This is a genomic window from Paraburkholderia sp. SIMBA_030 (genome assembly GCF_046535245.1).
In the GTDB taxonomy this organism is placed as follows: domain Bacteria; phylum Pseudomonadota; class Gammaproteobacteria; order Burkholderiales; family Burkholderiaceae; genus Paraburkholderia.
The window spans coordinates 1-228 of sequence record NZ_JAWRXB010001858.1; the positions used below are offsets into that span (position 1 = coordinate 1).

Annotated in this window: 1 protein-coding gene; it reads right to left on the reverse strand. The window is 71.1% G+C overall.

Annotated features, from left to right (window positions below; all coding sequences use genetic code 11):
• Positions 1-228, reverse strand: a 228-nt coding sequence (locus SB772_RS46425; protein ID WP_410839323.1) for a hypothetical protein, incomplete at both ends; no start/stop codon positions are given.

The window sequence follows — 228 nt, forward strand, 5'->3', positions numbered from 1 at the left end:
GGCGACAACTGCCGGCCGACGCTCACGGCCGTCACCACGTGTTCGACCTTCACGCGCCCGGTCGCCGGATCGACCGCCACCGCGACGAGCGTCGCCGACGGCGCATAGGTCGTGCGCCCGTAGAGTGACGTATTGACCGGTGGCGGCTGCAGCACGCGCTGCAGCCGCGCGAGGCGATACGGGTCGAGGCCGACCGCCACGTAGTCGTAGTCGATCTGCGCACTGCCG